Raw genomic sequence first — 1042 nt, forward strand, 5'->3', positions numbered from 1 at the left:
GCTTTTTGTGATATATGAGGAAGTATCAGACTTAGAGCAGCAGTTGAGTGTCTTGGTCCGATAGGTGGTGTTACTGAGTTTTTATTTCCAATTACCCATAGGGGATACATTCATTACCAATGAGCATGGCTTTATGGGAATGAATGTGTCCCCTCTTATATATGAAACTTAGGCAAGATTTAGTCTTGTGGAAATTTTCAGATGTTGTTGATGAATTTCTTAACATAGTTTGAGTTTTAATTTTTAGAAGATTTATTAGACTGCTCAAGAACATAGATCTGATGTGGTAGCTAAGTGGCAAAAGCTTGAGCAAGGAGCAAATCTTATCCATAAGCACTATGCAAAGCAGATGTATCAGATACTAGATTTAGATAAATTTGATGGAGTTATCATGAATCAAGTTCTCGACCACATCAGTATTTCAGAAGCTGGACAAATTGTAGTAACTTTCCTTGAAGGAACTGAGGTAGATTTATAAGAGACTGTGACTGGGAAGTTGCAGTCTTTTTAGGGGTTTAATGGTATAATGAAATTATAAATGTGGATATTGTTTAAATTCTCTGGAGGACACATAATGTTGAATTTAGTAAAAGGTCACCGAGTTAGCTTGGTAGAAAACCTGTTTGAATCATTTACAAAGTTAACTGAACATCATTTGATGGCGAATGTACACGCAGAAAAAATATTAGAGGTTTTTCAACACTTTATTGCGATTCATGACGAGCCCTTGTTTTTTATTTTGGAATTGCCTGTCAGTATTGATAGAGAAAAAGTAATAGCAAAGAATATTATCAAGGAATCCCATAAGGATGTTTATTATATTGATGGTTGTTCAAGAGAGGAATGCCTAGCACTGTTGATTAGATACGGTGATTTGCTTATTAATGATGGACTTAGTCAGTTTGGATTTGGTGGGCATAAAAGTCATGATGAGATCATGCTTGATAGCTATAATGTTGTGACAATTTATAGTAAAGAACTATCGGAATTTAATGACTTTTTTGAACCTCATAATATTCAATTTGTAGAAGAACTAGTGACA

The 1042-nt window shown here is 34.1% G+C and carries 2 protein-coding genes; both read left to right on the forward strand.

Annotated elements, in window-relative coordinates; genetic code table 11:
• The first annotated feature begins 349 nt into the window (after positions 1-349).
• Positions 350-478: a hypothetical protein gene (locus SMIDD26_RS13700; protein ID WP_280630521.1), complete on the forward strand. Its 129-nt coding sequence runs from the start codon at positions 350-352 to the stop codon at positions 476-478.
• Between the two features lie 96 nt (positions 479-574).
• A partial coding sequence (locus SMIDD26_RS05820; protein ID WP_061439527.1) for a hypothetical protein occupies positions 575-1042 on the forward strand: 468 nt, incomplete at its 3' end.

This window comes from Streptococcus mitis, assembly GCF_001579035.1.
Classification (GTDB): Bacteria; Bacillota; Bacilli; order Lactobacillales; family Streptococcaceae; genus Streptococcus; species Streptococcus mitis_J.

What these genes read in the sequence shown, in the direction of transcription:
- SMIDD26_RS13700 (WP_280630521.1), top strand. Translation starts at nt 350, where the DNA reads ATGTATCAGATACTAGATTTAGATAAATTTGATGGAGTTATCATGAAT.